Genomic DNA, 24,517 nt, shown 5'->3' on the forward strand with positions numbered 1-24,517 from the left:
GCGGCGTCGCCAGGGTCCTACCCAAAAGTAACCTACCAACAGTAACAACAAAGGAGTTGTCTCGATGCGTCCTACCTTGAGCCGGGGACTGGCAGGGGCTGCCGCTCTTGCCACCGCTCTCACCGTCGTCGCCACCGCCACACCAGCGAGCGCGGCCACCTCCAGCATCACCGACCCACTGCGCTACGTAGCTCTCGGGGACAGCTACTCCGCCGGGGCCGGCATCTTGCCCAAGGACCTCTCGGCGTCGCCGCTGTGCATCCGCACGACCAAGAACTATCCCCGCCTCATCGCGTCGGCGACGGGAGCATCCCTCAGGGACGTCACCTGCTCGGCTGCCGAGACCCGGCACTTCTACACCTCGCAGTACCTCGGCGTGCCGGCGCAGCTCAACGCCCTGAGGTCCGACACCGACCTGGTCACCCTCACCATCGGTGGCAACGACAGCCAGGTCTTCCTCGGCGCGATCGTGTCCTGCGGGACCAAGGGCATGTTGACCCTCGGCTTCGGCAGCCCGTGCAAGAACTGGTTCGGCAGCTACTACGACGACCTGATCGAGACCAGGACCTACCCGGCTGTGAAGAAGGCCCTGCGGGACATCCACGCCAAGTCCCCGAACGCCGAGGTCGCGATCCTGGGCTACCCCACGATCCTTCCGCCCACCCGGGGGTGCTTCGCCCAGATGCCGATCGCCTACGGCGACGTTCCCTACGTCTACAACATCCAGGCGCACGTGAACGCGGTGGTCAGGCGAGCCGCCGCCGAGACCGGCACCACCTTCGTCGACATGTCGGCGACCGGCCGCGACGCGTGCCAGCCGATCGGCACGCGGTGGGTCGAGCCGATCCTGTTCGGGACCAACACCGTGCCGGTGCACCCGAACGCCCTCGGCGAGGCGGCGATGGCCAAGCGCGCGATGGTGGCCCTCGGCCTCTGACCCTGCACAGACCAACACCGTTGGTATGCCGCGTGGCCGGCTCGGCCGCGCGGCATACCTCGCTGCGCTCCTGGGAGAACGCCGAAGCCCCCGGCCGAGATGGCCGGGGGCTTCGATCTTGTTCAGAGGGTGGGGCAGGTCAGATGACCGTGACCTTCTCCGCCTGGGGACCCTTCGGGCCCTGCGTGATGTCGAACTCCACGCGCTGCGCCTCGTCGAGCGAGCGGTAGCCGCCGGACTCGATCGCGCTGTAGTGCACGAAGACGTCGGCGCCGCCGCCGTCCTGCTCGATGAAGCCGAAGCCCTTCTCAGCGTTGAACCACTTCACTGTTCCCTGTGCCATGGGATAACTCTTTTCCTAATTGGCCGATGTGGCCGCGGATGCGGACCACCAGCTGCGACATCACCACGACACGGAATACACCGCTTACGGAAAAGGCCCGCGCTTGGCGGGCCCACTCACACGAGGAACTGCAACTGCTGACCATCGTAACGCCTATCGCGCCGACTTTCATTCCCAGCCCTCCGCGAGTCTCGGGAGGAGGTCGTCCAGACCCCGTTCCCGAGCACGCGGAGGGCCCGTCTCAGCGTTGGCGGAAGCCGTAGGCCTGGGCCTCGAGCCGGGCGATCCGCTCGGTCATCGGGGGGTGGGTCGAGAAGAAGCGCGACACGTCCTGGGGGCGGAACGGGTTGGCGATCATCATGTGGCTCGAGTTCTGGATGGCCGGGGTCGGCTGCAGCGGGGCTTTGGCCACCCCGGTCTCGAGCTTGCGCAGGGCGGACGCGAGCGCCAGTGGGTCGCCGGTGAGCTTGGCGCCGTCCTCGTCCGCGTCGTACTCGCGGGTGCGGCTGATCGCCATCTGGATCATCGCCGCGGCGAACGGCGCGAGCAGGGCCATGGCCAGCATGGCGATCGGGTTGGGACGGTCCTCGTCGTTGCCGCCACCCCCGAACATGCCCGCGAACATGAGCATCTGGGCCACAGACGTGATGACACCGGCGACCGCGGCAGCCACCGAGCCGGTGAGGATGTCGCGGTTGTACACGTGCATGAGCTCGTGTCCGAGGACCCCGCGCAGCTCACGCTCGTCGAGCAGCCCGAGGATGCCCTCGGTGCAGCACACGGCGGCGTTCTCGGGGTTGCGGCCGGTGGCGAAGGCGTTGGGCGCCGCGGTGGGGCTGATGTAGAGCTTGGGCATCGGCTTGCCGGCGGCGGTGGAGAGCTCGCGCACGATCCGGTACATCGCGGGCGCCTGGGCCTCACTGACCGGATAGGCGTGCATCGCCTTGATCGCGAGCTTGTCGGAGTTCCAGTAGCCGTAGGCGGTCATGCCGACGCCCAAGAGGGCGAACAGCCAGATGAAGGCGGGGCTGCCGGTGGAGCTGGCGATGACGCCGCCGATGGCCAGGAGGAGGGCGAAGATGCCGCCGAAGAGGGCTGCCGTCTTGAGCCCGTTGAAATGGTTGTGCATGCCTGCCTCAACGCTCCCTTCCGTGCTCGCGTTCCCGATCCAGCGCCGTCCGGCCCGTCCGGCAGCGCGTCATCCTGCCCCTCAGCCTGCCCGTCATCCAGCCGCTCAGCCGAGCAGGCCGAACAGCAGCTGGGGCATCACGCTGGTGGCCACGAGCGCGAGTCCGGCCAGCACCAGGGCGGCGAGCGCGGGACGCGGGATGGTGCGGATGACGGGCCGTGCGGGACCCTCCTCGGGGTCGCGCAGCAGCACGGCGAACCAGCGCAGGTAGACCGCGACGCCGATCACCGCGTTGAGCACGGCGACCACGGCCAGCGCCCACTGCCCCGCCCCGACCACGGGGCGCAGGGCGACCACCTTGGCGATGAGCCCGACCACGCCCGGCGGGAGCCCGGCGAGAGAGAGCAGGGCCAGTCCCAGCGCCCCGCCCAGCAGCGGGTGGGCCCGCAACAAGCCGGTGTATGCCGTGAGCGTGCGTCCGAGGTCCGCGGCGCCACGGAGGCGCGGGGTCGACGTCACGACGTGCACCACGACGAAGGCGACGAGGGTGGCGATGACGTAGGCCAGCAGATAGCCACCTGAGGCGGCCGTTGCCCTGCCGTTGAGGGCCGACAGTGGCAGCACCACCCACCCTGCCTGGGCGACCGTGGACCAGGCCAGCAGCCGCACCGGGTCGTCCTGCACGAGGGCGAGGACGTTGCCGAGCGTCATGGACACCGCTGCGAGGAGGCCGATGCCCACGATGACGGGCGCTCCGGCCCCCACCAGGGCCTGGACGACGACGAGCAGGGCGGCCAGCGCCGCCACCTTGGAGGTGGCCGCGAGGAAGGCCGCGACGGGTTCGGTGGCGCCGGCATAGGCCTGCGGTGTCCAGACGTGGAAGGGCACGAGGCTGAGCTTGAARCCCACCCCTGAGAGCAGCAGGAGGGCCGCGAGGAGCAGCACCACTCGCCGGTCCGGCTCGGACAGCGCATCGGCGGCGGCACCAGGGGCGAACACCGCCTCGCCGGTCGACACCAGCCACAGGGCGGCGCCGAGCACCACCATCGCGAACGACACCAGGGACGTGGTGAGCAGCGCGAGCGCGCCGCGGCCCGCGGGGGCGTCGCCACGAAGGGCGACCAGGGCGATGGGGGGCAAGGTGGCGAGCTCGAGGCAGACCAGCCAGGATCCGAGGTCGTGGGCCGCGGCGACCCCTGCGGCGCCCGCCGTGGCCGCCAGGACGAGGGACACGAGGACAGCCGGACCACCCCGCAGGTCCTCTCGAGGATCGGTGCCCGGCCAGCTCAGCAGCAGCACCACGAGCGCCGCCCCGAGGGCGCCGAGCTGCAGGGCGCTGGCGAGGGGACCGGCTTCGAAGAGGCAGGCACCGTCGGGCGCCGGCAGGCAGAGCGATCGGAGCGGGTCGTCGCCGGAGCGCAGGGCGCCCGGGACGGCCAGGGCGAAGCCGGCGGCGAGGGCGAACACGCCCATCGCGGCGTGCAACCGGACCAGGCGCGGGGCGATGACGTCCAGGACCAGCACGGCCACCGCACCGATGGCGGGGACGAGCACCGGCCCGAGGACCGCCCAGTCGAAGCTCACCAGGCCGGTCGTGGCCAGCACCGCCGCGGGCACCGCCGTGGGCAGAGCGGCCACCGCCGTAGGCGCGATCGCGGCGATCATGGTGCGGCCCCGATGATCGTGGAGACCGCACCGCTGGTCATGGCCAACAGGGGTCCGGGTGCGATGCCGAGCAGCAACACCCCGAGGACGAGGACGGCGATGACGTCCCACTCGCTGTCGCGGCTGTCCTCGATAGGGGGCGTCGTGCGCTCCCCCGCCCAGACGGCGCGGGCCACCCGCAGCGCGTAGGCGGCAGCCAGGACGGTGCCGACGGCGGCGACGACGGCCAGAGTGCGGAACAGCCCTTCGGGACGGTCGGCGGCCGGCGACCACGCGGCATACACACTGAGGAACTCGCCCCAAAAACCTGCCAGGCCAGGCAGGCCGAGGGATGCGGCGAGGCCCACGATGAGGGCGAACCCGAGCCGCGGGGTGACCTCGCGCAAGGCGGCCCGGGCGGTCTCGAGATCGGCGTTGCCCCACCGCTCCTTGAGGCCGCCGACGACGACGAACAGCAGGGCCGAGATGACACCGTGGGCGACGTTGGCGAACAACGCCGCCTGGAGTCCGGTGCGCGTGCCGCTGGACAGGCCGAGGACGACGAAACCCATGTGCGCGACCGAGGAGTAGGCGATCAGCCGTTTGAGGTCGCGCTCGACGAGGCAGGCCAAGCCTCCCCAGATGATGCCGACGGCACCGAGGACGGCCAGCACCGGCGCCACCCTCGCGAATCCGTCGGGGACCGAGGCGAGCGGCAGCCGCACCAGGCCGTAGGTGCCCATCTTCAGCAGCACCGCCGCCAGCAGGACCGACCCGGCCGTGGGAGCCGTGGTGTGTGCCGGTGGGAGCCACGTGTGCACCGGGAAGACCGGCACCTTCACCGCGAGCCCCGCCACGAGCAGCGCCGCGACCAGGGTCTGGGTGCCGACGGGTATGCCGTGGCCGCCACCCTGGGCGATGACGTCGAGGTCGGACGTGCCCGCCTTGGCGACGAGCGCCAGGATCCCGACGAGCATCAGCGTCGAGCCGAACGCGGTGTAGAGGACGAACCGGCCACCGGCGTCGGCGCGGGCGTCAGCATCGTGGGGGTCGCCGAACCTGGTGATCAGCACCCACATCGGCACGAGGACCAGTTCGAAGGCCACGAAGAACAGGACCGCGTCGCGGGCGTAGAACGTCGCCAGGGCTCCGAACTCGACGAGGAGCAGGCAGGCGTGGAAGGCGGCGGTGGTCCCGCCCAGCGGAGGTCGGTCGAGGGTGTGCAGCACCACGCCCACCCCCAGGACAGCGGTGAGCAGCAGCAGCGGCGCGCTGATCCCGTCGACAGCGAGCTGCCAGCGCAGTCCGAGTGAGGGCACCCACGCGCGGTCGACCGTCGGACGCGCGATCACGGCGACGATGACGGCGGCCAGCGTGACCACGCTCGCGGCGCTGGCGAGCAAGTTGGCTGAACGGTGGGAGACGGCGCGGCCACCGGTGAGCAGCCAGACGGCCACCGCCGCCGGGACCACGAGGCTCAACAGGATCACCACGGTCTCGCCTCCACCGCGGTCTCTCCTCCACCACGCCTTCCGGTCACCACAGCGCCACCCCCGCGAGGGCGACGGCGACGACACCGGCCACGACCCAGGCCAGCCCGGACGCCGCGCGTTCGGCCTGGTGGGCCCGCTGGCCACCCGCGCCACCGAACCGGGTCGCGGCTGCCGCACCGCGCACGTAGGCGTCGACGACCTCGCGGTCGAGGAAGACGACGAGGTGCGCAAGGGCGACGACTGGTCGCGCCACGTAGTCGACGTAGAGGCGATCGACCCCGAAACCGTCGTCGAACGACGGGATCCGTGCCCCGACGATCCGCACAGCGGGATCCGCACCGTGGGCCAGTGAACGCACGGCCAGGCCGGCGCCGACGATCAGCAGGATGCTCAGCAGCGCCACCAGCCACCCGATGTGGCCGCCGAGGTCGATCAGAGGGGTGAAGGCGACCAGCCCGCCGGCAACGGTCAGGATGGCCAGGACCGTCACCGCCGCAGTCACGGGGAAGCTGGCGGTGTCGGCCTCGTGACGTTCGATGTCCGCGGCGGCCAGGTCGTCGAGGACGATCCACGCGCGCATGCAGTAGGCAGCGGTGAGGACCACGGTCAGCAGGCCTGCGAGCAGGACGATCCAGGCCCGCGCCTGGCCGTCGGCCGCGCCTGCCTCGGCTGCCGCGAGCACGTGCTCCTTGGAGACGAAGCCGACGAGCGGAGGCACCCCGGCCAGCGCCATCAGCCCGACGAACATCGCCGGCCTGATGAACAGGTGTCCGCGCAGACCACCGCGCATCGTCGCGGCCGCGGTGCCGCCGACGGTCACGCTCAGCCAGCCGATCGCGAGGAAGAGCAGCGCCTTGAAGAACGCGTGCGAGTAGAGGTGAAGCACTCCGGCGCCCGGTCCCTCGTCGACGGGGGCGACCGCCAGCGCCGAGAGCATGAGGGCGACCTGGCTGAGGGTCGAGTAGGCGAGCAGCCGCTTGAGGTCGCTCTGCCCGAACGCCAGCCCCGCGGCATACACCATCGTCACGGCGGTGCTCAGCGCGAGGACCCAGCGTGCACCGTCACTGGCCGCGAGGACGTCGAACAGCTGCGCGAGGACGAACGTGCCGGCGGCAACCATGGTCGCCGCGTGGATCAGGGCGGACGCGGGGGTCGGGCCTTCCATGGCGTCGGGGAGCCAGTCGTGGAACGGGACCATGCCGGACTTGCCGAGGATGCCGATGACGAGCAGCACCATGGCCGCCGTGCGCAGGGTCGCGTTGGGCGCTGCACATGCGGCGGCGTCCGGGCAGTCCGTGGCGGCCCAGGCCTGGAGCACCTGCGGGTATGCCGTGGAGCCGGCCCCTGCGGCGAGGATCACCACCCCGAGCACGAAGCCGACATCTGCGAGGCGGGTGACGAGGAAGGCCTTGAGCGCGGCCCGGCGGGCGGACTCCTTGCGGCTCCAGTGCCCGATGAGCAGGTAGGAGCACCAACCCATCACCTCCCAGCCCACCAGGGTGAGCACGAGGTCGGCGGACTGCACGACGAGGAGCATGCCTGCTGTGAACAGCGAGACCGTGGCGGCGAAGATGCCGTAGCGGTCATCCTCGCGCAGGTACCAGCCGGCGAAGGCCTGCACCGCCCAGCCGACGATCGCGACGACCAGGGCGATGAGGGCAGTCGCGGTAGTCGCCTGCAGCTGCAAGGGAATTCGCAGCTCGCCCGCGTCGAGGGCGGGGATGGTGCGGGCGATGGTAACCCTCGACGAGCCGTGCACGGCGACGACCTGGAGGAGGGCCGCGAGGACCGCGAGCAGGGAGGTGCCGACGGCGACGAAGCGGGCCGGCCGTGGGTCGGTGTGACGGGCCAGCAGGAGCCCGAGGAATGCGGCGACGGCAGGGATGAGGACGACGAACCGGGCGGCAGCGGCGCTCATCGGGGAGCCTCGCTCACCGTGGGGTCGCTGACCGTGGCGTCGCTGAGGGTGGGGTCGCTCAGGTCGACGTCGCCCCGCAGCCGGTAGACCGCGAGGACCACCGCGAGCGCCACGACGACCTCTGCGGCAGCGATCGTGATGACGAACAGCGTGAGCACGTTGCCTGCGGCCCAGCGGTCAGCACCCGCGGCGGCGACCGAGACGAGCAGCACGTTGGCCGCGTTGAGGATGAGCTCGACCCCGATCAGGACGAGCACGGCGTTCCGTCGCGCCAGCACGCCGTAGGCCCCGATGCCGGCGAGCACGGCGCAGAGCAGGTACGGCCCGGCGAGATGGATCATGCCGACTCCCTGGCCGCGAGGTCGGAGCCGAGCGGGTCAGCGGCAGGGTCGGGGCGGGTCATCCGCGACACCGCCATGGCCGCGATGAGGGCGACGAGGAGCAGCAGTGAGAGGACTTCGAAGGGCCAGAGCCAGGTGCCGAAGAGCTGTTCTGCGACCCGGGTGGTCGAGGTTTCGTGCCGTTCCACGGCGGGGCCCGCGATGGGGAGGAGGGCGGCGGCCAGCAGGGCCGTGACGCCGGCACCCAGCGCCGCCGCGAGCACCCGGTGCAGGCGGCTGGTGCTGATCTCGCTGTTGGGCCCGATCGGCGCGCGGGTGAGCATGAGGGCGAACAGCACGAGCACGACGATCGCGCCGACATAGACCAGGAGCTGCACCAGTGCCACCAGCTCCGCCCCCAGGACGAGGTAGCAGCCGGCAAGGGCTCCGAGGCAGACCACCAGCCACAGGGCGGCATGGACGACGTGGCGCGTCGTCACGGCGAGCAAACCGCTGGCCGCCGTGATCAGCCCGACCGCGGCGAAGGCCACGTCCAGAGCCGTCATTCCCCGGTCTCCGGTGCCGTCTCGGGGGCTGGCTCCGGACTTGGCTTCGGGGCCGGCTCCGGGCTTGACTTCGGGGCTGGCTGCGCCTCCTGCCCGGTCGGCGTGACGCGCGCGGGAGCGGGACGCGCCGGCGCCGTGCGCACCAGCCGTCCGGGTCGGGTGGTGGCTCCGATCTCGGCCGGCTCGGCCGAGTGCTCGTCCAGGGCCGAGGGTGGGGGCACGGTGGGCATCCACTGGCCGAGGCGGTCCTTCTCGTGCAGCAGGTCGCGGATGTCCAGCTCGGCGTACTCGAACTCGGGACTCCAGTGCAGCGCGTCGAACGGGCAGACCTCGATGCAGATGCCGCAGTACATGCAGAGGCTGAAGTCGATGGCGAACCGGTCGAGGACGTTCCGCTGGCGCTCGCGCCCACCAGGCGTGGTGGCGGGGATCGTCTCCTTGTGCGAGTCGATGTAGATGCACCAGTCGGGGCACTCGCGGGCGCACAGCATGCAGGAGGTGCAGTTCTCCTCCAGCAGCGCGATGACGCCACGGCTCCGGGGCGGCAGGTGCGGCTGCGCGTCGGGGTACTCGGCGGTATGGGTCGGCCTCGACATGGTGCGGGCGGTGGTGGCCAACCCCTTGAGGATGCCCGGTATGCCGATGCCTCCCGGCTTCTTCTCCTGCTCGCTCATGCGGTGGCCACCACCCAGACACCGGTGAGGGCCAGCTGGGCCAGGGCGAGGGGCACCAGGACCAGCCACGCCAGTCGCTGGAGCTGGTCCTCGCGCAGCCGGGGCCACGCGACCCGGAGCCAGATGACGAGGACCGCGATGCAGAACCCCTTGAGCAGGGTCCACAGCCACCCGAGCTGGTCGCTGAACAGCCCCTGCCAGCCACCGAGGTAGAGCACGGCGAAGAGGAGCGACATGACGACGATCCCGGCGTACTCGCTCAGCAGGAAGAACGCGAACCGCAGCCCGGTGTACTCGGTGTAGGCGCCGAAGACGATCTCGGAGTCGGCCACCGGCATGTCGAACGGCGGTCGCTGGAGCTCCGCGACGGCCGACACGAGGAACACGATGGCTCCCGGCAGCTGGAAGACCAGCCACCAGGGAGACCAGGCCGCAGCGATCCCGGAGAGGGACAACGAGCCGGCCGCCAGGCAGACGCTGGCGACCGCCAGCACCATCGGCAGCTCGTAGGAGAGCAGCTGCGCCGCGGCACGCATCGCACCGAGCAGCGAGTACTTGTTGGCGCTGGCCCAGCCGGCCATGAGCGTGCCGAGGATGCCCACCGCGGTCACCGCCAGGACGAACACGGCCGACGCGGGGAGGTCCGCGGCGACCAAGTCGGGGCTGAGCGGAATCGCTGCCAGCGCAACGAGATAGGGCACCAGCGCCACCGCGGGAGCGAACCGGAAGATCCTCTTGTCGGCAGCCGCAGGGGTGATGTCCTCCTTCTGCACGAACTTGACCCCGTCGGCCACCAGCTGCGCCCACCCGTGGAACCCACCGGCATACATCGGGCCGAGCCGGCCCTGCATGTGCGCCATCACCTTGTGTTCGGTCTGGCCCACCAGGAGGGGCAGCACGAGGAAGGCAGCCAGCACCCCCACCGCCCGCAGGGTCACCTCGACGGCGTCGTTCATCGCGGCCCCCACTCGGGGTCCGGGACACCGGGCGCTGACACCCGGCGTCGCCCGGTCGGCCTGGCGTGCTCGGACTCGCCCGGCTCCTTGGCTCCGGGCCACGGCTTGGAGGCTCGAGCCGCGAGCACGAAGGACTTGCGCAGCGGCGTGCCCTCGAACCCGTCGGGGAGCAGGAGCGGGCGCAGCCCCAGACCGGTGCCGTCGTCGAACCCCTCGAAGTCGAGGCCGAACATCTCGTGCGTCTCGCGCTCGTGCCACGCGACCCCGCGGAACACTCCCGTCAGGCTGTCGAGGCTGGCACCGCTGGGGACGCGGGTGCGGAACAGCTTGCGCCGCAACGCCCTTGGCGTGGACCCGTCCATGAGGTGGCACACCACGTCGAGACCGGGTGCCGCCTCGTCGTCGCTCTGGTCGACCGCGGTGAGCCAGTCGAAGAAGGTGTAGCCAGCGTCGCGGGCCGCTGTGATCGTCGCCACCCAGTCAGGCGGGTCGACCTCGGCGCGCTCGAGGGCGCTCGGATCCACCACACCGGTCGGGTCGCTCACGGCGCGAGGGCCGCTCATGAGACGTCCTTGGTCGGTGGCTGCACCAACGGTCGCTTGACCTCGCCTGCGGACGCGAGGCGGTGCCCGGCATACTTCGCGCGAATTCCCTTGGTGGACAACGTCTCGGCTGCGATCTTCTCCTGCAGCTTGAGGATGCCCTGCAGGAGAGCCTCGGGCCGGGGCGGGCAGCCAGGGACGTAGACGTCGACGGGGATGATGGTGTCGACGCCCTTGGTGACCGAGTAGGAGTCCCAGTAGGGTCCGCCGGAGTTGGAGCAGGCTCCGAACGAGATGACGTACTTGGGTTCGGGCATCTGGTCGTAGAGCCGTCGCACGGCCGGAGCCATCTTGTCGGTCACGGTGCCCGACACGACCATCAGGTCGGCCTGTCGCGGGCCGGGGGCGAACGGGATCACCCCGAGCCGGATGAAGTCGTGCCGGGCCATCGAGGCGGCGATGAACTCGATCGCACAGCACGCGAGGCCGAAGTTGAAGACCCACAGCGAGTAGCGGCGGCCCCAGTTGAGGACCACGCGGATCGGCTGGGGTGCCAGGTCGGTGGCGGGACCGACCCGGGGCATCGGCAGGGGGACGGGCTGCGTCGTCGTCATCAGAGCCACCTCAGCAGACCGCGCCGCGCTGCGTGGACGAGTCCGACCAGCAGGACCCCGATGAACACCGCGATCTCGAGCAGCGACACCGCACCGAGGTTGCTGCGGGCGACGAGGGCCCAGGGGAACAGGTAGACGGCGTCGACGGCGAAGATGACGTAGAGGAACGCGTAGACGAAGTAGCGCACCTGCGTCTGGGCCCAGTCCCGACCCACCGGATCGACTCCGGACTCGTAGGTCGTCAGCTTGGCCCGGGTCGGCGCCTTCGGAGCCAGCAGCGCCCGGGCGCCCATCGCGGCCACGAACAGCAGCAGGCCGACAGCGACCACCGCGGCGATGACGACGTAGGGCGACACGGTTGGCAGCCTAGTGGCCCACCTCCATGAGGGGGTGTTGCGCCGGGTCGTGGGCACCTACCGTGACGACATGGCGCGGGTCCCGCTCTTTCCGCTCGGCACGGTCCTGGTGCCGGGCGCCGCGCTGCCGCTCCAGGTCTTCGAGCCGCGCTACCTCGAGCTGCTCAGCGACCTGGTGAACGTCATGGAGGCTCCCGAGTTCGGCGTCGTGGCGATCCGCCAGGGTCACGAGGTCGGGCCCGACTCGGTGCACGACCTGCACGAGGTGGGCTGCCTGGCCCGGCTGACGAACGCCGCCCCGGTCGGAGACGGTCGCTACCTCGTCCTCAGCACTGGCATCCAGCGCTTCCACCTGGAGGCGCTCGTGCCAGGTGCCGGCACGGCATACCTGATGGGCGAGGTGACCATGCTTGAGGAGAACACCGGCGACGCCGAGGAGGTCGCGGGGCTCGCCGCGCGGCTGCGGCAGGCGCTGCACGAGTACGCCCACACCGTGGGCGCCGACGAGCCCACGTGGCCCTCCGACGCCGCCGAACTCTCGTATGCCGTGGGTGGGGCGGTGGGGCTCGACCTCGGGGAACGGCAGCAGCTCCTCGCCGCCGACGACACCGAGACGCGGCTGCGACTCGGCCTCCAGCTGGTCCGGCGCGAACGGCAGCTGGCCGCGATGCTCGGGGTCGTGCCGCCGTCACCGGAGCACGGGTTCAACCTGAACTAAGCGGTGGCGCGCGGCCGGCCGGTGCGACAGGGTTCGGACCATGACGCGAACCGACACCCCCAACGCCTGGGACGAGCGCTCGACGCTGCTGGCGATGCTCCAGTACACCCGGGACACCGCAGCCGAGAAGTGCCACGGCCTCGCCGACGAGCACGTCGGGAGCGCGCCCCTGCCGACCTCACCGCTGATGACGCTGGGCGGGGTCGTCAACCACATGCGCTGGGTGGAGCACTCGTGGATCGAGAACAGGTTCGTCGGTGGACCGGACCTCGGGCCCTGGACCGACGAGGAGCCGGACCGGGAGTTCAGCCTCGGCGCCACCACCCCCCTCGCGCAGACGTTGGAGGAGTATGCCGCGCAGGCAGTCCGCACCGATGCGATCGTCGCCGGGCTCGACCTCGACGACCTCTCGGCCACACCGTTCAGGAGCGGGGAGCGCCCGACCCTGCGGTGGGTGCTGCTGCACCTCGTCGAGGAGAACGCCCGGCACAACGGACACCTGGACATCCTCCGCGAGCTCGCCGACGGCCGCACCGGAGACTGACCCGCCCCGGGTTCCGGCACCACGGCGGTGGAGGTCGGAGGGTGCGTCAGCGGGCGACGAGGTAGCCGTCGGCGTCGAGGGTGACCGGGATGGGGTCGCTGATCTCGAACCCGTCGAGCCCTTGCGGTTCGAGGTTGTGGAACCCGACGAGCACCCACGACCCGTCGCGCTGCTGCACCAGAGGCGCGGCGAACAGGTCGGGCTCCGCGGCGAACGGACGGGCGGCGTCGATGTCCCACGGGCCGAGCGGTCCGGGACCGGGCACCGACCAGGTGCAGTAGCTGCCGGTCCGCTCGATCCGCTCGGGTGTCATCTCCTGCGGGTGGCAGGTGAAGACGAGCACCCACCGGCCGTCGATCTGCTTGTTCTGCAGCACTTCCAGCTGTCCGAAGCCGGCTCCGGGCGCGCACAGCGGCTCGCCGAGGGCCCAGGTCTCGAGGTCGGTGCTGGTGGCGTGGGCGATGACCCCGTCGTCGTTGCGCGCCGCGTCCCTGGCCCGCGCGGTGACCAGCATGTGCCAGCCGTCGCCTGCGGGGTCGGCGAAGACGAGCGGGTCGCGCCAGGTCTCGCTCGCCCCCTCCAGATCGGGCCCTTCGGTGGGGGCCGGCGTGTTGGCCAGCGTCTTGTACCAGCGACCGTCCACGCGCACGACGGGGTCGGGGCCGCCCCGTTGCCAGTGCTGCAGGTCGTCGGACACGGCCGAGCCGATCCGCTGGTCGTAGACGTGGTGGCCGGTCGTCGACACCGCGGTGTAGAACATCCGCCACCGCTCCCCGTCGTGGAGCACGGAGCCGGTCCAGATGGCGAGGTCGTCGAACCGACCCGCGCCGCTCTGGTCAGGTCCGAAGCACTCCCCGAGGTCGGTCCAGCTCACGAGGTCCGCGGAGGTGGCGTGCCCCACCCGCGCCGAGGTATGCCGCTTGCCCGGGTCCCCCAGCGCGCGCGGCGCCTGGAGGAAGAACAGGTGGTAGAGGTCGCCGTCGTCAGCGATCCAGGAGTCCCAGACCCACAGGTCATCCAGCCTCAGCATGACCAGAGTGTGGCAGGGCGGAGGCGGTGGCACCCGGCGAAACCAGAGGGTGGTCACGGGGTGGACAGCGGCCACTGGACGGCCGGGGAGGATGGCCGCTGCTAGGTCCCGACGACTTCTCCGACCGTCCCACCGGCACGCCAGTAGAGACCGTCGCGGCGCTCGAGGAAGCCCTCCTCGACGAGGTAGCGACGCAGGGCGGCGACGTCGTCGTGCCAGCTGCGCAGGATGTTGTTGACCTGGGTTTCGTCATAGGTCTCACCGATATCGAATTGCTGGGCCAGCTCGTTGAGCACCACCAGCCGTTTGCGGATCTTCGTGGGGATCCTCGAGAGCCTCCCGTCCGCCGTGAGGAACGCTCGCAGAATGGCCTCTCGGTCCTTCAGCGCGTCGTCGAGCACGGGTCGATCCATCCACCGACCGTAACCCTCACAGCCTGAAACCCGCAGTCCTTCGAAACCCTCCCTGGCTTCCCGCGAATGGGGAACGCGCGCACGTCCAGCCGTTGTCAGTGGCTTCCCATAGGATCGAACACATGTTCGAAGATGCCCGCACCGTGGAGGCGACCGACCCGGCCGTCCTCGCGAGCGCGCTCTTCACCCTCACCGACGATGAGATCGAGGGCATGTCTCTGGTGCAGGCCGAGGCGTTGACGGTCGCCACCCAGCGCGTCGTGAGCGCCGCGACGGCGCGACAGCGTTCGGCCATGGAGACGGTCGCCCGACGGTGCGACGAGCAGTCCGAGCGCGACGTGGCCGATGGCGTGGCCGTGGGGATGCGCCCCCACCACCTGTCGGGCCACGCGGTCGCCGCTGGCTCGCTGGCCGCCCTCCTCCATGTCTCACCGCGCACCATGTCGACCCGCATCAGCCACGCCCGTCGCGTCGTCTGCTCCCTGCCCCAGATCCAGGCGCTGGCGTGGTCCGGCGACCTCGAGCCCTACCGCGTGGATGCGGTCGTGTCGGAGTCCCTGGCCGCACCGACCGACCGGTTGCACGAGTTCGAGGCCCGGGTGCTGGAGGGTGGCGCGACCCAGCTCTCCTGCGCCGCTCTCAGGCGTCGAGCGCGTCGCAGCGCCGAACGGTGCAACCGAGAGGAGGCGGCACAAGCAGCCGAGCGGGCCAGGGCTCGGCGTGCCGTCAGCATCCGTCCGGGTGACTGTGCCGGCATGACCCGACTGGTGGTCGACCTGCCGACCCCGACCGCGCTCCGGCTGTGGAGTGCTGTGGACGGGCTCGCCGCGGAGTACGCACGGGCTGAGCCGGGTCTGCGGATGGGCGCCGCTCGCGCCGACGCACTGTCCGACCTCATCGAGGCCAACGCGACGATCAGCACCACGATCGAGCTGGTCGCACCGATTGACTGCGAGCGGCCGGGCTTCGTCGCGCCTCCCGTATCGACGGCGTGCTTGGGCGTCCGCGAGGACGCCCCCGACTCAACCGGAATCCACGCCACAGACGTCCAGTCGCCGATCCCCGACGCTGCTGACCGCGCCGACGACGGTCGCGACCCGGCCGCGCTCGGCTCCGCGGGCACCGACACAGCAGTCGAGCTCACCCAGGTGTCCGGCTGGTACCACGACCTTGGCGGCTGCGAGCAGCTGGACGACGGCGTCCTGCACGACCACGAGGACCGCCTGTGGTTCGTGTCCTCGCACACCGAGGTACCAGTGCTCGGCTCGCTGCTCCCGTCCGACGTGGTCGCCGTGCTGAGCGACCCAGACGTCGTCCTGCGACTGGCCCGCAGCGACTCCGTCACCGGAGCCGTTCGATGGCAGGACCCGACCACCTCCCGACCCGGCGCGGCGACGGCGCGCGCTGTCCGCTCACGGGACGGCACCTGCCGCTTCCCTGGGTGCGCCACCGCGGCCAAGCGGTGCCAGCTCGACCACGTCATCCGTCACCCCGACGGCCCCACCTCCGYCCCCAACCTGCAGTCCCTCTGTGCCACCCATCACGGGTTCAAGCACCATGCCGGGTGGCGGGTAGAGATGGACCCGCTCGGCGTCTGCACGTGGACCGCCCCGGATGGCCGCACCCACACGACGTGGCCGCTTGACCGCCACGGATTCCGCGCGGCCTGACCGCCACACCCCTTTCTACTGGCACCCGGCTCAGGCGCCGACGTGCAGCGCGGCGCAGAGCTCGACGACGACGTCGGCGACGCGGTCGGGCTCGGCGAGGTGCGCCAGGTGGTGACCAACCTCCTGACGGACCACCCACCCCGCGCCGCGCGCGAAGGCCAGCTCGGCGGCATACGTGTCACCGAAGGCAAGGTATGCCGCCGGCCGCACCTCCCAGCCGCGTGGCACCTGGAGGGGCGTCGTGAAGTAGGCGGGCGACAGGCGTGGCGCCTCGCGGATCGCCAGGTCGAGCCAGTCGTCGTCGGGGAAGAGCGCAGCGACGTCGGCGCGGTCCCACCAGAGGGGCCACGGCGGCAGCAGTCCGTCGCGGAGCGGCAGGGAGCCGATGAACTCTGCAAAGGCTGGAGGCGCCAGGCGGGTCTCGGACTCACCCACGGCAGGCAGGGCAGCATCCATGAAGATGGTCGGCACGCCACGATCCAACGCCGCGGCCGGCGCGAAGTACCCGGCATTGCTGTGCGCGACGACCACCGTCGCGCCCTGGTCCGCGACCTGCGAGCGGAAGAACGACAGCACCTCTGACGGGGAGAAGTCGCGGTCCGGGAGCTCGGCGACGGTGGTCGCCATCGCGCGAGCCGTCAGTGCCGCAGCGAGGGGCGCATAGGTCGCCGGACCCAGCAGCGGGCTGGGCAGGACGACAAGGCCGGGCGACACCTTGGGCACGCTAGTCCAGCGAAAGTGCTCGACGCGACGGGTCGGTGTGAGCCCCGGGTGGCGCTGTTGAAACGCCCGCGAAACACTGCCTTGGTCTACTGGGCCAGCACCCGCCAAGGAGGCCGCATGCACCTGTCCCCCGCGGACACCGAGAAGCTCCTGCTTGCGGTGGCCGGGATGGTCGCCCGTGACCGGCTCTCGCGCGGCGTGAAGCTCAACCACCCCGAGGCCGTGGCGCTGCTGTCCACCTGGGTCATCGAGCGCGCTCGCGAAGGCTCGACCGTCGCCGACCTGATGGAGCAGGGTCGCGATGTCCTGCACCGCGACCAGGTCATGGAGGGAGTCGCCGAGATGGTCAGCGATGTGCAGGTCGAGGCGACCTTCCCCGATGGTCGCAAGCTCGTCACCCTCCACCACCCTATCGCCTGAGAGGACGGAACTCCGTTGAGCAGCAACAGTTCTGGACCCGGTGCAATCAGGGTCAAGCCGGGCACCGTGACCATCAATGCCGACCGCACCGACGGCGAGCGGCTCACCCTCGTCATCGTGAACACGGGCGACCGTCCCGTGCAGATCGGCTCGCACCTGCACCTGCCCGACAGCAACACCGCGCTGGACTTCGACCGGGCGGCGGCGCACGGCTTCCGTCTCGACATCCCGAGCGGGACGTCCGTCCGGTTCGAGCCGGGCGTCAGCCGAGAGGTCGCCGCGGTGGCGCTCCGTGGACGACGCCGGGTCCCGGGCCTGCAGGTGCCAGGACAGCGCGTCGGCGAGCGCGGGCCGGACGGTGAGCTCGATGGCTGACCTCGACCGGGATCGCTACGCGGCGATCTACGGCCCCACCACCGGCGACCAGGTGCGTCTCGGCGACACCGACCTGTGGGTCGAGATCGAGGACGACCTCACATTCGGGGGCGAGGAAGCAGTGTTCGGTGGCGGCAAGTCCATCCGGGAGTCGATGGCCCAGGGCACCCGCACGAGCGCCGGCGGGGCGCTGGACACCGTCATCACCAACGCGGTCGTGCTCGACCACTGGGGAGTCATCCGCGCCGACGTCGGCATCCGCCACGGCCGCATCGTCGCGCTCGGCCGCAGTGGCAACCCTGACATCGCGGACGGCGTGCACCCCGACCTGGAGATCGGGCCCGGCACCGACGTGATCTCCGGCGAGGGCCGGATCCTCACGGCCGGCGGGGTCGACCTGCACGTCCACTTCCTGTCGACCAGCCAGGTGCACGAGGCGCTCGCCGCAGGGATCACCACCCTCGGCGGCGGCGGCACGGGACCCTCCGAGGGTTCCAAGGCCACGACCGTCACGCCCGGACCGTGGCACCTCCAGTCAGTCCTTCGAGGGCTCGACCACCTCCCGGTCAACCTGCTACTCATGGGCAAGGGCAACACCGTCAGCGCCGAGGGGCTGCGCGAGCAGGCGCTGGGCGGAGCGGCGGCATACAAGGTGCACGAGGACTGGGGCAGCACCCCGGCCGCCATCGACGCGGCCCTGCGCGCGGCGGACGAGTACGGCCTTCAGGTGGCGCTGCACAGCGACAGCCTCAACGAGGCTGGCTTCGTCGAGTCGACCCTGCGAGCGATCGGTGGGCGGAGCATCCACGCGTTCCACACCGAGGGCGCCGGCGGTGGCCACGCCCCCGACATCATCACCATCGCCGGTCACGCCAACGTGCTGCCCGGCTCGACCAACCCGACGCTCCCCCACACCGTCAACACCGTCGCCGAGCACCTCGACATGTTGATGGTCTGCCACCACCTCAACCCGTCCGTGCCGGAGGACCTCGCCTTCGCAGAGAGCAGGATCCGGGCCAGCACCATTGCGGCAGAAGACATCCTGCACGACCTCGGCGCGCTGTCGATGACGAGCTCGGATGCCCAGGCGATGGGGAGGATCGGCGAGGTCGTCACCCGCACCTGGCAGGTGGCCCACGTCATGAAGGCACGCCTCGGCCCACTGGGCGGCACCATGCCCGCCGACAACGAGCGGGCCCGTCGCTACGTGGCCAAGTACACGATCAACCCGGCCATCGCCCACGGCATCGACCACGAGGTCGGCTCGATCGAAGCGGGCAAGCTCGCCGACCTCGTCCTCTGGGACCCGAAGTTCTTCGGGTGGCGCCCCGACGTCGTCCTCAAGGGAGGAGCGATCGTGTATGCCGCACTCGGCGACCCGAACGCGTCGATCCCCACGCCCCAGCCGGTCCTCATGCGCCCCGCGCTGGTCGGCGAGGGCGGAGCCGGTGCCGACCACTCCCTGGCGTTCGTCGCCCCCGCCGCGCTCCAGGACGGACTGGGCCAGCGGCTCGGCCTGCGACGCACCCTCACCCCGGTGCGTCCCACCCGGGAGGTCACCAAGGCGGACATGATCAACAACGACACGCTCCCGGTCATCGAGGTCGACCCCGAGTCATTCGCGATCCGCATCGACGGTGTCCTCGTCGAACCCGCCCCCGCGACGGAGCTCCCACTCGCCCAACGCTATTCACTCTTCTGAGACTCGACTGTCGATGCTCCCCCACCCCGAGTTCGCCGCGATGCTGCTGGCCGACGGACGCCTCCCTGTCGGCGCTCACACCCAGTCCTCCGGGCTCGAGCCCGCGCTCCTCGGCGGGCTCGAGCCGCGCGACGTCCCCGGACTCATCTCCACCAGGCTGCGCACCGTCGTGCTCGTCGACGCGGCGACGGCCGTCGTCGCGCGCCACCACACCCTGGCCGGCTTGCCCCTCGACGACGTCCAGCTCGCCTGGGCTGCCCGCAACCCCAGCGAGGTGATGCGTGCCGCCTCGGTCGCCGTCGGCCGGGGACAACGCCGCCTGGCGCAGCGGCTCTGGCCCGGCACCGCGACCGCCTCCGCCTTGGCGACGATGCCTGCCCCCGCGCGACCGGTGGCCGTGGGCTCGATGGCTGCCGCCGCGGGCCTGGACGGCGCCCGGACCGCCCGGCTGGTCGCCTATGACGACGTGCAGTCGCTGTGCGCGGCCGCCCTGAAGCTCTGCCCGCTCGACCCCGTCGAGACGACGGAGTGGCTGCTGCACGCCGGGCCCGAGATCGAGGAGGTCGTCGGCGCGGTCGCGCACCTCACCGAGCCGGACGGCATACCCGCGCCGTCGGCGCCGCTCCTGGAGCAGTGGCAGCACGCCCACCCCACCCACCCACGGAGGCTGTTCAGTGCCTGAGACCACCCGGGAGACGACCTCAGAGACCACCCGCGAGACCACGCGTGCCACCACGCGCGCGTTCCGACTCGGCGTCGCCGGGCCGGTCGGCACCGGCAAGTCCTCGCTCATCGCCATGGTCTGCCGCGAGCTCGGCTCAGAGCTCGAGCTGGGCGTCGTCACCAACGACATCTACACCGACGAGGACGCCCGCATGCTGCGGGCCGCCGGCGTCCTCGACCCCGACCGGATCCGCGCCGTCGAGACCGGCGCATGCCCCCACACCGCGATCCGGGACGACGTGACGGCCAACCTCCTCGCCGTGGAGGACCTCGAAGCCGACTTCGCTCCGCTGGACCTCGTCCTGGTCGAGTCCGGCGGGGACAACCTCACGGCGACCTTCTCGCCTGCCCTGGTCGACGCCCAGATCTTCGTGCTCGACGTTGCCGGCGGCGGCGACGTCGTCCGCAAGGGCGGTCCCGGCATCTCGCGGGCCGACCTGCTCGTGGTCAACAAGACCGACCTGGCGCCGCACGTCGGAGTCGACGCCGACCTGATGCAGCGCGAGGGCCGGGACGCCCGCGACGGACGCCCTGTCATCGGCCTGTCCCGCACGGACGCCGCATCGGTGGCCGAGCTGCGCCGGTGGGTGCTGGCCATGCTCGCCTCCCATCGCGGCGGCCGGCATGTCCCCGTCGACCCCGGCCCCATGGCGCCCCACAGCCACCTCGAACAGGTGCACGGCGACGACGCCCACGCCCACCCCCACGACGGCGGTGAGGGTGTCCACGCACACTGAGGTCAACACCGCCAGGGTCGAGCTCTGGCCCGGTCAGGAGCGCAGCCGGCTGGTGCTGGCCGCCGGCCTGCTGACCCCCCGCGTCGTCCGGCACGACGCATCCGGCGCCGAGGTCGCCCTCATCGCCACCACCGCCACCCTCCTCGGCGGCGACGCGCTGCGCCTCTGCGTCGATGTGGGCCCCGGCCTGCGGCTCGACCTGCGCGACGTCGCCGGCACCGTGGCCTACCACGGTCGTGGCCTGGGCTGCGTCATCGACGTTTCCCTGCGAGTCCACGCGGGAGCCACCCTCACCTGGGCCTGCCAACCGCTGGTCGTGGCGGATGGTGCCGAGGTCACGCGCAGCCTGCACGTGGACGTCGCCGAGGGAGGCCGACTCCTGCTGCACGACCAGGTCTCACTGGGACGCAGCGGCCAGGAGGGTGGTCGCCTCGACTGCCACACCACCATGACATATGCCGGCGGGCCGGCCCTCGTGGAGCACCTCGGGGTGCGAGCGGGGCTGGGACCCGGGGCGCTCGGCACCGCGCGGGTGGTCGACTCGGTGACCGCCGTCGGATGGCGACCCGAGACCCCTGCCGGCCACGCGGCATACCGGCTGCACGAACCGGGAGCGGTGAGCAGGCAGCTTGTCACCCAGGCGCACGACTCGACCCTGGCGGCCCTGTGGGCCGACTGGAACCGCCAGCTCTGACGCCCCGGCAGATGCCCGCCGCCAATAACGACATGCCCGGGTGTCCGAAATGCGGGTTGCCCGCATGCGGCGACGGCGGCAGTCATACCATGGAAGAACGTCCGCAGGAGGAGCGCGACGCGCAAGAAACAGCAGATGAACAGGTGGCGGAAACACGTAGTGACGCAGACACAGTCGAGCAGCAAGTCGGTCAAGCGCCTCGATCGGGTCGTGATCCGGTTTGCGGGTGACTCGGGCGACGGCATGCAGCTCACGGGGGACCGCTTCACATCGGAGACCGCCGCGCTGGGCAACGACCTGTCCACCCTCCCCAACTTCCCGGCGGAGATCAGGGCGCCCCAGGGCACCCTTCCCGGCGTCTCCAGCTTCCAGCTGCACTTCGCCGACCACGACGTGCTCACCCCCGGCGACGCCCCTGACGTGCTCGTCGCCATGAACCCCGCGGCGCTCAAGGCCAACCTGCGCGACCTGCCCCGCGGCGCGACGATCATCGCCAACACCGACGAGTTCTCCAAGCGCAACCTCGCCAAGGTGGGTTACGCGGCCAACCCCCTCGAGGACGGCAGCCTCGAGTCCTGGCACGTGCACCCCGTGGCCCTGACGTCGATCACCGTGGAGGCCCTCGCGGCGTTCGAGACCCTGTCCCGCAAGGACAAGGAGCGCGCCAAGAACATGTTCGCGCTCGGGCTGCTGTCGTGGATGTACCACCGCCCGACCACCGGCACCGAGTCGTTCCTGGAGAAGAAGTTCGGCTCCAAGCCCGACATCCTGGCCGCCAACCTCGCTGCCCTGAGGGCCGGTCTGAACTATGGCGAGACCACCGAGGACTTCGTGGTGTCCTACGAGATCGCGCCGGCCAAGATGGCTCCTGGCACCTACCGCAACATCACCGGCAACGCCGCCCTCGCGCTCGGGCTGGTGACCGCCGCTCACCGCGCCGGCATCCCGCTCGTGCTCGGGTCCTACCCCATCACCCCCGCCTCCGACATCCTGCACACCCTGTCGGGGCTCAAGCGCTACGGCGTGACGACCCTGCAGGCCGAGGACGAGATCGCCGGCATCGGAGCCGCCCTCGGCGCCTCGTTCGGCGGCGCCATCGGCGTCACCACGACCTCCGGACCCGGCGTCGCCCTCAAGTCCGAGACCATCGGCCTGGGCGTCTCGCTCGAGCTCCCCCTCGTCATCGTCGACGTGCAGCGCGGCGGCCCCTCGACGGGTCTGCCGACCAAGACCGAGCAGTCCGACCTGCTTCAGGCGATGTTCGGCCGCAACGGCGAGTCGCCGGTGCCGATCATCGCCCCGAAGTCGCCGGCGGACTGCTTCGACGCAGCCGTCGAGGCGGTGCGCATCGCGACGGCCTACCGCACCCCGGTCTTCCTGCTGTCCGACGGCTACCTCGCCAACGGTTCCGAGCCGTGGTCGATCCCCTCGGTGGCCGAGCTCCCCGACCTGACCGTCGAGTTCGCCACGGAGCCCAACGACACCGACGACTCGGGTCAGCCGGTCTTCCACCCGTTCCTGCGCGACGAGGCGACCCTCGCCCGGCCGTGGGCGGTCCCCGGCACTCCCGGTCTCGAGCACCGCATCGGGGGCATCGAGAAGGCCAACATCACCGGCAACATCTCCTACGACCCCGATAACCACGACCTGATGACCCGGCTGCGGGCCGCCAAGGTCGAACGCATCGCCGACACCATCGGCGACCTCGAGGTCGACGACCCGAGCGGCGAGGCACGGGTGCTCGTCCTCGGCTGGGGCTCGACCTACGGCCCGATCGCCGCTGCGGCCCGCAACGTCCGCAACTCCGGCACCGACGTCGCCACCGCCCACCTGCGGCACCTCAACCCGTTCCCGGCCAACACCGGCGAGGTGCTGCGGCGCTATGACAAGGTCCTTGTCCCCGAGATGAACATGGGCCAGCTCGCCCTGCTGCTGCGCGCCAAGTTCCTCGTCGACGTGCACTCCTTCACCCAGGTGCGCGGCCTGCCGTTCACCACTGTCGAGCTCGCCGACGCCATCGTGTCGCTCGCCTCCGGCGACGATCACCCAGCCCCCGACACGGTGGCTGTCAAGGGAGGACACGCATGACCACCGAACTCGGTATGCCGTCCATCGGCGTCCGCAGCGGCACCGCCGGTGTGCCGCGCCTCGCCGACGACGACCCCAAGCAGACGAAGAAGGAGTTCACCTCCGACCAGGAGGTGCGCTGGTGCCCGGGCTGCGGCGACTACGCGATCCTCGCCGCCGTGCAGGGCTTCCTGCCCGAGCTCGGCCTCAAGCGCGAGAACACCGTGTTCGTCTCCGGGATCGGCTGCTCGTCACGCTTCCCCTACTACCTCGACACCTACGGCCTGCACTCGATCCACGGCCGCGCCCCCGCGATCGCCACCGGGCTCGCGACGAGCCGTCCGGACCTGTCGGTGTGGGTCGTGACCGGCGACGGCGACGCCCTGTCGATCGGTGGCAACCACCTCATCCACGCGCTGCGCCGCAACGTCAACCTCACGATCCTGTTGTTCAACAACCAGATCTATGGACTGACCAAGGGGCAGTACTCGCCCACCTCCGAGGTCGGCAAGATCACCAAGTCCACCCCGATGGGTTCGGTCGACCACCCCTTCAACCCGGTGTCACTGGCACTGGGAGCCGAGGCCAGCTTCGTCGCTCGGACGACCGACACGGACCGCAAGCACCTCACCGGGATCCTGCGCGCGGCAGCCGAGCACCGCGGCACCTCCCTCGTCGAGATCTACCAGAACTGCCCGATCTTCAACGACGGCGCCTTCGACCTGATCAAGGACCGCTCCGAGCAGGAGGCCCGCATCGTCCACCTGGTCGACGGCGAGCCCGTGGCCGTCGGACCCGAGGACGACCGGCAGGTGCTGGTCCGCGGCGAGGGCGGCGCGATGGAGTTCGTGCCGCGGGCGGAGTCCTCGGGCCGTGACGTGGTCGTGCACGACGCCGGCGCGGCCGACCCCACCCAGGCCTTCGCGCTCTCGCGGCTCGACTCCCCCCAGATGACGCACGTCCCGATGGGCATCTTCCGCAGCGTCAACCGGCCGACCTACGACGACCTCGTCCGGGCCCAGGTGGACGCCGCGATCGACACCGCGGGCGGCCGCCCCACCGACGCCGACATCGACCAGCTCATCCACGGCCGAGACACCTGGACCGTGGCGTGACGACCCGGCCGGTTCAACCGGCAGTCGAGTGGGCGCGACACGCTGGCGAAGCGGCTGCGGCGCCAGCGTGTCGCGCTCTCTCGACTTCTCCCTG

27 protein-coding genes are annotated in these 24,517 nt (G+C 71.0%); 12 read left to right on the plus strand and 15 right to left on the minus strand.

Going from position 1 to position 24,517, the window contains the following annotated elements:
• The first annotated feature begins 64 nt into the window (after window positions 1-64).
• Entirely contained in the window at window positions 65-937 is an 873-nt protein-coding gene (locus AC1DXJ_RS04160) for an SGNH/GDSL hydrolase family protein (protein ID WP_477613666.1), read from the plus strand.
• Window positions 938-1,076: 139 nt separating this feature from the next.
• On the opposite strand, the gene AC1DXJ_RS04165 is transcribed toward AC1DXJ_RS04160, so the two are convergent.
• The 12 genes from AC1DXJ_RS04165 to AC1DXJ_RS04220 all read right to left on the minus strand — a co-directional run bounded on the left by AC1DXJ_RS04165 (window position 1,077) and on the right by AC1DXJ_RS04220 (window position 11,492).
• Window positions 1,077-1,280 (minus strand): cold-shock protein, encoded by a 204-nt coding sequence (locus tag AC1DXJ_RS04165; protein ID WP_056924211.1) that lies wholly within the window; start codon window positions 1,278-1,280, stop codon window positions 1,077-1,079.
• Between the two features lie 241 nt (window positions 1,281-1,521).
• Entirely contained in the window at window positions 1,522-2,409 is an 888-nt protein-coding gene (gene htpX / locus AC1DXJ_RS04170) for a zinc metalloprotease HtpX (protein ID WP_477613667.1), read from the minus strand.
• Window positions 2,410-2,514: 105 nt separating this feature from the next.
• Entirely contained in the window at window positions 2,515-4,074 is a 1,560-nt protein-coding gene (locus tag AC1DXJ_RS04175) for a proton-conducting transporter transmembrane domain-containing protein (protein WP_477613668.1), read from the minus strand.
• Window positions 4,071-5,546 (minus strand): complex I subunit 4 family protein, encoded by a 1,476-nt coding sequence (locus AC1DXJ_RS04180; RefSeq protein WP_477636391.1) that lies wholly within the window; start codon window positions 5,544-5,546, stop codon window positions 4,071-4,073. The genes AC1DXJ_RS04175 and AC1DXJ_RS04180 overlap by 4 nt, the downstream gene beginning before the upstream one ends.
• Window positions 5,547-5,589: 43 nt before the next feature.
• On the minus strand, window positions 5,590-7,464 hold the full coding sequence (locus tag AC1DXJ_RS04185) for an NADH-quinone oxidoreductase subunit 5 family protein (protein WP_477613670.1): 1,875 nt from the start codon (window positions 7,462-7,464) through the stop codon (window positions 5,590-5,592).
• Window positions 7,461-7,805, minus strand: coding sequence for an NADH-quinone oxidoreductase subunit NuoK (gene nuoK / locus AC1DXJ_RS04190; RefSeq protein ID WP_477613671.1), 345 nt, complete (start codon window positions 7,803-7,805; stop codon window positions 7,461-7,463). The genes AC1DXJ_RS04185 and nuoK overlap by 4 nt, the downstream gene beginning before the upstream one ends.
• Window positions 7,802-8,350, minus strand: a complete 549-nt coding sequence (locus tag AC1DXJ_RS04195) for an NADH-quinone oxidoreductase subunit J family protein (protein ID WP_477613672.1) — start codon at window positions 8,348-8,350, stop codon at window positions 7,802-7,804. Before AC1DXJ_RS04195 ends, nuoK begins: the two co-directional genes overlap by 4 nt.
• Entirely contained in the window at window positions 8,347-9,024 is a 678-nt protein-coding gene (locus AC1DXJ_RS04200; protein WP_477613673.1) for a NuoI/complex I 23 kDa subunit family protein, read from the minus strand. The genes AC1DXJ_RS04195 and AC1DXJ_RS04200 overlap by 4 nt, the downstream gene beginning before the upstream one ends.
• Window positions 9,021-9,980 carry an NADH-quinone oxidoreductase subunit NuoH gene (gene nuoH, locus AC1DXJ_RS04205; protein WP_477613674.1) on the minus strand — a complete coding sequence of 320 codons (960 nt, stop codon included), beginning with the start codon at window positions 9,978-9,980 and terminating at the stop codon, window positions 9,021-9,023. The genes AC1DXJ_RS04200 and nuoH overlap by 4 nt, the downstream gene beginning before the upstream one ends.
• Window positions 9,977-10,543: an NADH-quinone oxidoreductase subunit C gene (locus tag AC1DXJ_RS04210; protein ID WP_477613675.1), complete on the minus strand. Its 567-nt coding sequence runs from the start codon at window positions 10,541-10,543 to the stop codon at window positions 9,977-9,979. The genes nuoH and AC1DXJ_RS04210 overlap by 4 nt, the downstream gene beginning before the upstream one ends.
• Window positions 10,540-11,136: an NADH-quinone oxidoreductase subunit B gene (locus AC1DXJ_RS04215; RefSeq protein ID WP_477613676.1), complete on the minus strand. Its 597-nt coding sequence runs from the start codon at window positions 11,134-11,136 to the stop codon at window positions 10,540-10,542. Before AC1DXJ_RS04215 ends, AC1DXJ_RS04210 begins: the two co-directional genes overlap by 4 nt.
• A complete protein-coding gene (locus AC1DXJ_RS04220; protein WP_477613677.1) occupies window positions 11,136-11,492 on the minus strand; it encodes an NADH-quinone oxidoreductase subunit A in 357 nt (118 codons plus the stop codon). The genes AC1DXJ_RS04215 and AC1DXJ_RS04220 overlap by 1 nt, the downstream gene beginning before the upstream one ends.
• Before the next feature lie 70 nt (window positions 11,493-11,562).
• Between AC1DXJ_RS04220 and AC1DXJ_RS04225 the strand changes: the two genes are divergently transcribed.
• Both AC1DXJ_RS04225 and AC1DXJ_RS04230 read left to right on the plus strand, forming a co-directional pair.
• A complete protein-coding gene (locus tag AC1DXJ_RS04225; RefSeq protein WP_477613678.1) occupies window positions 11,563-12,210 on the plus strand; it encodes an LON peptidase substrate-binding domain-containing protein in 648 nt (215 codons plus the stop codon).
• 40 nt (window positions 12,211-12,250) lie between these two features.
• Window positions 12,251-12,754, plus strand: a complete 504-nt coding sequence (locus tag AC1DXJ_RS04230) for a DinB family protein (protein ID WP_477613679.1) — start codon at window positions 12,251-12,253, stop codon at window positions 12,752-12,754.
• A gap of 46 nt (window positions 12,755-12,800) precedes the next feature.
• Here AC1DXJ_RS04230 and AC1DXJ_RS04235 read toward each other — a convergent pair whose 3' ends face one another.
• Both AC1DXJ_RS04235 and AC1DXJ_RS04240 read right to left on the minus strand, forming a co-directional pair.
• Window positions 12,801-13,784 carry a glycosyl hydrolase gene (locus AC1DXJ_RS04235; protein ID WP_477636392.1) on the minus strand — a complete coding sequence of 328 codons (984 nt, stop codon included), beginning with the start codon at window positions 13,782-13,784 and terminating at the stop codon, window positions 12,801-12,803.
• Between the two features lie 101 nt (window positions 13,785-13,885).
• Window positions 13,886-14,197, minus strand: coding sequence for a DUF2087 domain-containing protein (locus AC1DXJ_RS04240; protein ID WP_477613681.1), 312 nt, complete (start codon window positions 14,195-14,197; stop codon window positions 13,886-13,888).
• A gap of 122 nt (window positions 14,198-14,319) precedes the next feature.
• On the opposite strand from AC1DXJ_RS04240, the gene AC1DXJ_RS04245 reads away from it, so the two are divergent.
• Entirely contained in the window at window positions 14,320-15,867 is a 1,548-nt protein-coding gene (locus AC1DXJ_RS04245; RefSeq protein WP_477636393.1) for an HNH endonuclease signature motif containing protein, read from the plus strand.
• Window positions 15,868-15,897: 30 nt separating this feature from the next.
• Here AC1DXJ_RS04245 and AC1DXJ_RS04250 read toward each other — a convergent pair whose 3' ends face one another.
• Window positions 15,898-16,581 (minus strand): alpha/beta hydrolase, encoded by a 684-nt coding sequence (locus AC1DXJ_RS04250; protein WP_477613683.1) that lies wholly within the window; start codon window positions 16,579-16,581, stop codon window positions 15,898-15,900.
• 126 nt (window positions 16,582-16,707) lie between these two features.
• Here AC1DXJ_RS04250 and AC1DXJ_RS04255 point away from each other — a divergent pair, with 126 nt between their 5' ends.
• The 8 genes from AC1DXJ_RS04255 (at window position 16,708) to AC1DXJ_RS04290 (ending at window position 24,423) form a co-directional block, all read left to right on the plus strand.
• Complete coding sequence (locus AC1DXJ_RS04255) at window positions 16,708-17,010, plus strand: urease subunit gamma (protein ID WP_477613684.1); 303 nt, start codon at window positions 16,708-16,710, stop codon at window positions 17,008-17,010.
• A gap of 66 nt (window positions 17,011-17,076) precedes the next feature.
• A complete protein-coding gene (gene ureB / locus AC1DXJ_RS04260; RefSeq protein WP_477613685.1) occupies window positions 17,077-17,385 on the plus strand; it encodes an urease subunit beta in 309 nt (102 codons plus the stop codon).
• The gene (locus AC1DXJ_RS04265; RefSeq protein ID WP_477613686.1) at window positions 17,378-19,087 is read left to right on the plus strand and encodes an urease subunit alpha; all 1,710 of its coding nucleotides are present in this window, start codon (window positions 17,378-17,380) and stop codon (window positions 19,085-19,087) included. Before ureB ends, AC1DXJ_RS04265 begins: the two co-directional genes overlap by 8 nt.
• Window positions 19,088-19,100: 13 nt before the next feature.
• Complete coding sequence (locus AC1DXJ_RS04270; RefSeq protein WP_477613687.1) at window positions 19,101-19,769, plus strand: urease accessory protein UreF; 669 nt, start codon at window positions 19,101-19,103, stop codon at window positions 19,767-19,769.
• Window positions 19,762-20,547, plus strand: coding sequence for an urease accessory protein UreG (gene ureG, locus AC1DXJ_RS04275; protein ID WP_477613688.1), 786 nt, complete (start codon window positions 19,762-19,764; stop codon window positions 20,545-20,547). Before AC1DXJ_RS04270 ends, ureG begins: the two co-directional genes overlap by 8 nt.
• Window positions 20,531-21,241 carry an urease accessory protein UreD gene (locus AC1DXJ_RS04280; RefSeq protein ID WP_477613689.1) on the plus strand — a complete coding sequence of 237 codons (711 nt, stop codon included), beginning with the start codon at window positions 20,531-20,533 and terminating at the stop codon, window positions 21,239-21,241. Before ureG ends, AC1DXJ_RS04280 begins: the two co-directional genes overlap by 17 nt.
• Before the next feature lie 159 nt (window positions 21,242-21,400).
• Window positions 21,401-23,329, plus strand: coding sequence for a 2-oxoacid:acceptor oxidoreductase subunit alpha (locus AC1DXJ_RS04285; RefSeq protein ID WP_477613690.1), 1,929 nt, complete (start codon window positions 21,401-21,403; stop codon window positions 23,327-23,329).
• The gene (locus AC1DXJ_RS04290) at window positions 23,326-24,423 is read left to right on the plus strand and encodes a 2-oxoacid:ferredoxin oxidoreductase subunit beta (RefSeq protein ID WP_477613691.1); all 1,098 of its coding nucleotides are present in this window, start codon (window positions 23,326-23,328) and stop codon (window positions 24,421-24,423) included. The genes AC1DXJ_RS04285 and AC1DXJ_RS04290 overlap by 4 nt, the downstream gene beginning before the upstream one ends.
• The last annotated feature ends 94 nt before the right edge of the window (window positions 24,424-24,517 follow it).

The organism is Pedococcus sp. P2_D9 (genome assembly GCF_056404275.1).